General features: G+C 62.4%; 5 protein-coding genes and 1 pseudogene. All 6 read left to right on the top strand.

Going from position 1 to position 7,450, the window contains the following annotated elements:
• Positions 1-328, top strand: a pseudogene (locus EN969_RS09455) (DNA-3-methyladenine glycosylase I); the annotation flags it as partial.
• Between the two features lie 150 nt (positions 329-478).
• Entirely contained in the window at positions 479-2,155 is a 1,677-nt protein-coding gene (locus tag EN969_RS09450) for an NAD+ synthase (protein ID WP_013531895.1), read from the top strand.
• 36 nt (positions 2,156-2,191) lie between these two features.
• The gene (locus EN969_RS09445) at positions 2,192-2,602 is read left to right on the top strand and encodes a GNAT family N-acetyltransferase (protein ID WP_063167907.1); all 411 of its coding nucleotides are present in this window, start codon (positions 2,192-2,194) and stop codon (positions 2,600-2,602) included.
• 378 nt (positions 2,603-2,980) lie between these two features.
• Entirely contained in the window at positions 2,981-4,786 is a 1,806-nt protein-coding gene (locus EN969_RS09440) for an ABC transporter ATP-binding protein (RefSeq protein ID WP_063170224.1), read from the top strand.
• A 260-nt stretch (positions 4,787-5,046) separates the two neighbouring features.
• Positions 5,047-6,222 carry a hypothetical protein gene (locus tag EN969_RS09435; RefSeq protein ID WP_013531893.1) on the top strand — a complete coding sequence of 392 codons (1,176 nt, stop codon included), beginning with the start codon at positions 5,047-5,049 and terminating at the stop codon, positions 6,220-6,222.
• Between the two features lie 185 nt (positions 6,223-6,407).
• A partial coding sequence (gltX, locus tag EN969_RS09430; protein ID WP_127419088.1) for a glutamate--tRNA ligase occupies positions 6,408-7,450 on the top strand: 1,043 nt, incomplete at its 3' end.

Genomic DNA, 7,450 nt, shown 5'->3' with positions numbered 1-7,450 from the left:
GCCTGATGATGACCAGGTCGGGCTGATGGCCTGGCTCGGCAAGCATGGCAGCCGGCTGGGCGGCAACACGGGCCAGTATTTCCTGCGCTGGCTGGGGTGGGATGCGTTCGTCATCTCGGGCGATATGGCCGCGGCGTTGCGCGACGCCGGCCTCGACATCGCCGAAAGCCCGACTTCGAAGAAGGACCTGGACAAGATCCAGAGGCAAATCAATCAATGGGCAGCGGAGACGCATCTGCCGCGCCGCCATATTTCACGCATCCTGGCGATGTCGATCGGCGAGAACCATTCGCCGCAAGCGCTGCGCGAATATATGGGCGACGACTGAAACGTGGTCGCTTGCCACGATCGGCATTCGTCGATCGGTCAACACGATCGAATCGATCGGTCCGGACACGAATGACATTCGTCATTTGCTCCGAATTGGTCCAAACGAACGCCATTGCCCGAGCAATTTTGCCGCGCTAAGTCAGCAGGCATGACCAAGAAGCTCGACATCCTGCGCATCGCCGTCGCCCAGCTCAATCCGACTGTCGGCGACATATCAGGCAATCTCGCCAAAGCCCGCGAGGCGAGGGCGGATGCCGCACGTCAGGGCGCCGATCTCGTGCTCTATACCGAGCTTTTCCTCGCCGGCTACCCGCCGGAGGATCTGGTGCTGAAGCCGGCCTTTTTGAAAGCCTGCGAAAAGGCGGCACAGGACTTTGCCGCCGACACCGCGGATGGCGGTCCCGGCGTCATCATCGGCACGCCGTTGAAGCGCAAGAGCGGCACGCACAATTCGATCATCTTCGCCGACGGCGGCAAGATCATCGCCGAACGCTACAAGCTCGATCTGCCGAACTACGGCGAGTTCGACGAGAAGCGCGTCTTCCAGGCCGGACCCGAGATCCAGGGGCCGGTCAATTTCCGCGGCGTGCGCATCGGAATTCCGATCTGCGAGGACATCTGGGGCGATGTCGATATCTGCGAGACGCTGGCCGAAAGCGGGGCGGAAATCCTGCTGGTGCCGAACGGCTCACCCTATTATCGCGCCAAGATCGATGTCCGCCACCAGGTCGTCATCCGCCAGGTCATCGAATGCGGGCTGCCGATGATCTATGCCAACCAGCTCGGCGGCCAGGACGAGCTGATCTTCGACGGCGCTTCGTTTGCCATTGGCGCCGACAAGACGCTTGCCTTCCAGATGAGCCAGTTCGAGGAAGCGGTCGACGTCACCACCTGGAAGAGACAAGGCGATCACTGGGTCTGCTCGGAAGGGCCGATGTCGAAAATCCCGGACCGGGAGGAGGCTGACTATCGCGCCTGCATGCTGGGCCTGCGCGACTACGTCAACAAGAACGGCTTCAAGAACGTCGTGCTTGGTCTGTCCGGCGGCATCGATTCGGCGATCTGCGCGGCGCTGGCCGTCGATGCGCTCGGCGAGGAACGGCTGCGCGCGGTGATGATGCCCTACCGCTATACCTCGAAGGATTCGCTCAAAGATGCCGAGGATTGCGCCCGCGCTCTCGGCTGCCGCTATGACATCGTGCCCATCTTCGAGCCGGTCGAGGGCTTCCTGCACGCGCTGACGCAGATGTTCGAAGGCACCAAGGAAGGTATCACCGAGGAGAATTTGCAGAGCCGCGCACGCGGCACCATCCTGATGGCGATCTCCAACAAGTTCGGCTCAATGGTCGTCACCACCGGCAACAAGAGCGAGATGTCGGTCGGTTATGCCACGCTCTATGGCGACATGAATGGCGGCTTCAATCCGATCAAGGACCTCTACAAGATGCAGGTCTACGCGCTGTCGCGCTGGCGCAACAGCCACGTGCCGCCGGGTGCGCTGGGCCCCTCGGGCGAGGTGATCCCGAAGAACATCATCGACAAGGCACCGTCGGCGGAATTGCGCGAGAACCAGACCGATCAGGATTCGCTGCCGCCCTATCCGGTGCTGGACGATATCCTCGAATGCCTGGTCGAGAATGAGATGGGTGTCGACGACATCGTAGCGCGCGGCCATGACCGGGCGACGGTGACGCGCATCGAGCACCTGCTCTACATCGCAGAATACAAGCGACGGCAGGCGGCGCCAGGCGTGAAGATCACGAAAAAGAATTTTGGCCGCGACCGCCGCTACCCCATCACCAATCGTTTCAGGGATCGCAGCTAGGTACCGAAAGCGCACGCGGCGCGGCCGGAGACAACCATGCCCGATTGTGAGATCAGCTTCGACATGTCACGGATCGATTTCCGTGCGACATCGGACCTGTTGATGGCAAGCTATTGGGGCGCCGGACGCACTGACGAAGTCCATCGCCGCGCCTTTGCCAACTCGCTTTGCGTCGGCGCCTATGTCGATGGCAGGCAAGTCGGCTTCGGCCGGGCGATCACCGACCGCACCGTATTCGCCTATCTCGCCGATATCATCATCTGGCCGGAGAATCGCGGGCAGGGCATAGGAAGCCGGCTCGTCCAGGCCCTGATCGATCATCCGGAGGTCAGGACCGTTTTCCATTGGAGCCTGTCGACCAGCGATGCCCATGGCATGTATGAAAAGCTCGGGTTCAAGCCATCGACCGATGGCCGCTACATGCGCTTGGATCGCGTTCCTGAATGAGGCGCGGCTTGCCCGCCATTGTTGCAAAATAATCGCAGTGGTTGGACCAGATACGCTTTTGGCGTCAGCCCGTCTTGGCGGTGCATCGGAGCGTCTCTATAAGAACCGCTCCGCAATTGTCTTGCGGGAGGTCCGAATGGCAGTATTTCACATGGTAATGCGAGGCCGCGAAGCCTAGGTCTCATCCGGCGCTCCGCGAAGGTTTGCCCTTCGTGCCGATGCCGGATCGAGCACAGGCTTATGCCGATGCCGATCGCCGCCCGGTTATGGGCGATACGCCAAATATGCCACTCCGCTTCCGGGCAATCATTGGCCCTTGCGCGGCTTCTTCAATTTTCGACCTACTGGGATCGGGCTCGTTTGTGCCCGAATGACATCATGGCTCGTTTCAAGATCGATTTGCGCGCGAGCGCCTTTCGCAGCGTTCTTGGCTTCACGCTTACCCATTGGCGGCGCCAGCCGTGGCGGCTTTCGCTCATCATGGCCAGCTTCCTGCTGTCGACGCTGGCCGATGTGCTGACGCCGCTCTATTCCGGCCGGCTGGTCGACGCCGTCGCCAGCAGCGCCGCCGCCGACGCGATTGCCTGGAATGCCGCGCTGACGGCGTTCTCGATGTTGATGGCGCTGGCGCTGGCCGGCGTCGTGTTGCGCAACCTGGCGTTCATGGGCATCGTCGAGCTGACCTTGAAGATGATGGCCGACATCGCCGCCGATGCTTTCCATCGCGTTCAGCGCTTTTCCACCGATTGGCATGCCAACAGCTTTGCCGGCTCGACCGTCCGCAAGGTGACGCGCGGCATGTGGGCGCTCGACCTGCTCAACGACACCATCCTCATCGCACTGCTGCCGTCGGTCGTCATGCTGGTCGGGTCGACGTTGCTGCTCGGCTGGTTCTGGCCGTTGATGGGTGCGGTCGTTGCTGCCGGTTCGGTGCTGTTCATCACGGTGACGGCGCTGCTGTCACTTGGCTATGTCGCGCCGGCGGCAAGGCTCGCCAACACCTGGGATACCCGCCTCGGCGGCTCGCTGGCCGACGCGGTCAGCTGCAACGCCGTGGTCAAGGGCTTTGGCGCCGAGGAGCGCGAAGAACGCCGCCTGGCCAAGGTCGTCGCCAAATGGCGTGCGCGTACACGGCGCACCTGGGTGCGCGGCACCATCAACGGCACCACGCAAGGGGTGCTGCTGCTGGTCATGCGCGCTGCGGTGATCGGCCTGGCGCTGATGCTGTGGTCGTGGGGGCAGGCGAGCGCCGGCGACGTTGCGTTCGTGCTGACCTCGCTCTTTGTGCTGCAGGGCTATCTCAGGGACATCGGCACGCATATCCGCAACCTGCAGCGCTCCATCAACGATATGGAAGAGCTGGTCGATTTCCAGTCCGAACCGCTCGGCATCGAGGACCGGCCAGGTGCCAAGCCGATCCGGATCACCGAAGGACGGATCAGCTTCGACAACGTCACCTTTCACTATGGCCATCACCGATCCGCGCTTTACCGCGACTTTTCGGTCGATATCGCGCCGGGTGAGCGCGTCGGGCTGGTCGGCCATTCGGGGTCGGGCAAGACGACCTTCGTCAAGCTTATCCAGCGGCTCTATGACGTGAACGCGGGGAAAATCCTGGTCGACAGTCAGGACATCTCGCAGGTGGCGCAAGCCTCGCTGCGCGGGCAGATCGCCATCGTTCAGCAGGAGCCGATCCTGTTCCACCGGTCGCTGGCCGAAAACATCGCCTATGCCAGGCCGAGTGCGTCGCAGGAGGAGATCGAGCATGCCGCCAAGCTGGCGAGTGCGCATGACTTCATCACCAACCTGCCAAAGGGCTACGGTACACTGGTCGGCGAACGCGGCGTGAAACTGTCGGGTGGCGAGCGTCAGCGCGTGGCGATCGCGCGCGCCTTCCTTGCCGATGCGCGCATCCTGATCCTCGACGAGGCGACATCGAGCCTCGATTCGGAATCGGAGGTGCTGATCCAGCAGGCGATGGAGCGGCTGATGGTCGGCCGCACCACGCTGGTCATCGCGCACCGGCTTTCGACAGTGCGGGCGCTCGACAGGCTGCTGGTCTTCGATCGCGGCAACATCGTCGAGGAAGGCTCGCATGACGAACTGATCCGGCTGAAAGGCGGCATCTACCGTCGCCTGTTCGAACGCCAGGCGCTCGAACTGACCAAGGGACTTGTCAGCTGACCTGAGGCGGCCTCCAGCTTCGGCCGGAGGCCGCCTCTGTCAGGCACGGTCAGCCCAGCGGGCTGGAGCAGGAGATGCGATCGCAGGGAGGCAGTCGACCCGTCGATCAGCGCCGTGATGCTGGCCGACTTGATTTGCCTGTGAAGTCCTGTCCGGATAGTAAGTCTTGGGACCTCTGTTCATCATATTGACCGAGATACGTTGTTTCTACCAATGGTTGATATATATCCGATGGAGGCAACCCACGGACGTTTTTCACGATGCATCTTTCTGCGAATGCCGAGGAAAAGTTGGCTGCGCCGTCAGTGCTGGAATCTCAGCATGGCTCGGTTCGGCCGCTTGCTGCCGAAGATCTCGAGCGCGTCGCCGCACTCTTCCTGACGAAGTTTCGCCGGCGGCGCCGTCACCTCCTCGATCGCGCGATCGCCGAAACGGCCGCGTATATGAGAGAGATTTATCTCGACCCTGCCGGCCACTCCGGTGAAAGCAACGCTCTTGTCCAGATCAACCGGCAGGGCCGCCTGGGTGGGTTCCTCGGCGTTTTGAAAGCCCGCTACGAGCTCAATGGTGCGCCATTGAATGCGGCGATCATCGGGCCGCTCATGGCCGACCCCGGCACCGATGACGGCTCGGCCGGACCGCAATTGCTGCGGGCATTGCATCAAGGCGAATTCGATCTGCAGCTGACCGATTCGGCCAACCGGACATCCTTAGCCTTCGCGCGCCCGATGAAGTATCAACTCCTGCCGGTGCATTGTCTGGGATGGACATATGTCTTCCGGCCGGCGGGAATGGCCGCCGCCGCACTGCACCGTAAATGGCCCGGCCTGCCTCACCTTGTACTCGACCCCTTTGCGCGAGCATTCGATGCTCTTGCGAAAAGAAGGTTCGAGCCCCCCGTCCAGCATTCATCGTCGCATCGCACCCACCGTGAGCCGATCAATGCCGTGCAATTTGCCGAGGAACTGCCGACCCTCCTGTCTGGTTACGCTCTTCGGCCGAGTTGGAAGGATGGGGAGTTGCCACGGCTGCTTGCGCTGGCGGCCGAGAAGCGGGCCGACGGCCCCCTTCATTTCGGTGGGATCTACGACGAAACGGGCAAAATGCTCGGTTGTTATGCCTTCTATGGTCAAGCCGGCGACATGGCGAACCTGTTGCAAATCCAGGCATTCGGATCGCATTGGGGCGCGACGCTGGATGCGCTTGTCGCCGCCGCATGGGAGATGGGCTGCGTGGGCATCACCGGGCAGACGCAGACCAGATTCATATCCCAACTCTTTGGCTACAAGAATGTCTTCTTCCGCTATGCCGGGGGAACGATGGTCCGCTCGCGGATCGCCGAGGTCACGGAAGCGGTCCGCTCCGGCGACATCTTTATCGGTGGATTGGTGGGCGACCGCTGGACCCGCCTCAGTTCCGATGATTTCGGCCGCTGATCGCCTTCAACCGGTGGTCGGCCCCAGCGGCTGGCAGCGCTCGGTTACAAAGGCCGCCTGCGGACTGGGTGCCTCCTGAGGCGTCCAACGCCCGGTCTTTTCATTCCAGCCGCCATGTTCTATGTCTGCCGGGCAGCGCGGGGGCGCGTCTTGTCAATCGTAAAAGCATCCGGTACGCCCCGCTCATGACAGTTACCGTTCGTTTCGCCCCTTCGCCGACCGGCCGCATCCATATCGGCAATGCGCGCACGGCTCTGTTCAACTGGCTGTTCGCCGTGAACAACAAGGGTCGCTTCATCCAGCGCTTCGACGACACCGACATTGCGCGCTCGAAGCAGGAGTTTTCCGACGCCATCCTCTACGACCTGCATTGGTTGGGCATTTTTCCCGACGCCACCGAGTACCAGTCGCGGCGCTTCGAAGTCTATGACGCGGCGGTCGAGAGGCTGAAGGCGGCAGGCGTTCTCTATGCCTGCTACGAAACGCCGGAGGAGCTGGATCTCAGGCGCAAGGTGCGCCGCACGCGCGGTCTGCCGCCGGTCTATGGCCGCGAGGCGTTGACCCTGACGCACGAACAGATCGCCGAATACCAGACCGATGGCCGCCGGCCGCACTGGCGTTTTCTCCTGCCCAATTTCTCAGGCGATCCACAACAGCCGGAACGCACTGAAATCCACTGGAACGACTTGGTGCGCGGTGAGGAAACCGTCGATCTGGCCTCGCTTTCCGATCCGGTCCTGGTGCGCGAGGACGGCACCTATCTCTATACGCTGCCTTCCGTGGTCGACGACATCGAGATGGGCGTCAGCCATGTCATCCGCGGCGACGACCATGTCACCAACACCGGCGTGCAGATCGCCCTGTTCCAGGCACTGGCTGCCACGCCGCCAGTGTTCGGCCACCACAATCTCCTGACCACCGCATCGGGCGAGGGCTTGTCGAAGCGCACCGGCGCGCTCTCCATCGAAAGCCTGCGCGAGGACGGGATCGAGCCGATGGCCGTCGCATCATTGGCGGTCCTGGTAGGCACTTCGGAGAATGTCGCGGCGATGCCGACGATGGGCGAACTCGCCGAACGCTTCGATCCGGCGGCGACATCGAAATCCGCGGCCAAGTTCGATCCGGACGAGCTGTTCGTGCTCAACCGGTCGCTGCTGCACCACATGCCGTTCGCCGAGGCACAAGACCGTCTCATCGTGCTCGGCGTCTCCGGCGAGCAGGCCGAACC

Source organism: Mesorhizobium sp. M7A.F.Ca.CA.003.01.2.1 (genome assembly GCF_003998945.1).
In the GTDB taxonomy this organism is placed as follows: Bacteria; Pseudomonadota; Alphaproteobacteria; order Rhizobiales; family Rhizobiaceae; genus Mesorhizobium; species Mesorhizobium ciceri.
Note: the sequence above shows the minus strand (reverse complement) of the source record. Positions and strands in the feature narration are given on the sequence as shown.

Excerpts from the sequence above, each read along its gene's own strand:
- EN969_RS09445 (WP_063167907.1), top strand. The coding sequence starts at position 2,192 with ATGCCCGATTGTGAGATCAGCTTCGACATGTCACGGATCGATTTCCGT.
- EN969_RS09435 (WP_013531893.1), top strand. The coding sequence starts at position 5,047 with ATGCATCTTTCTGCGAATGCCGAGGAAAAGTTGGCTGCGCCGTCAGTG.
- EN969_RS09450 (WP_013531895.1), top strand. The coding sequence starts at position 479 with ATGACCAAGAAGCTCGACATCCTGCGCATCGCCGTCGCCCAGCTCAAT.
- EN969_RS09440 (WP_063170224.1), top strand. The coding sequence starts at position 2,981 with ATGGCTCGTTTCAAGATCGATTTGCGCGCGAGCGCCTTTCGCAGCGTT.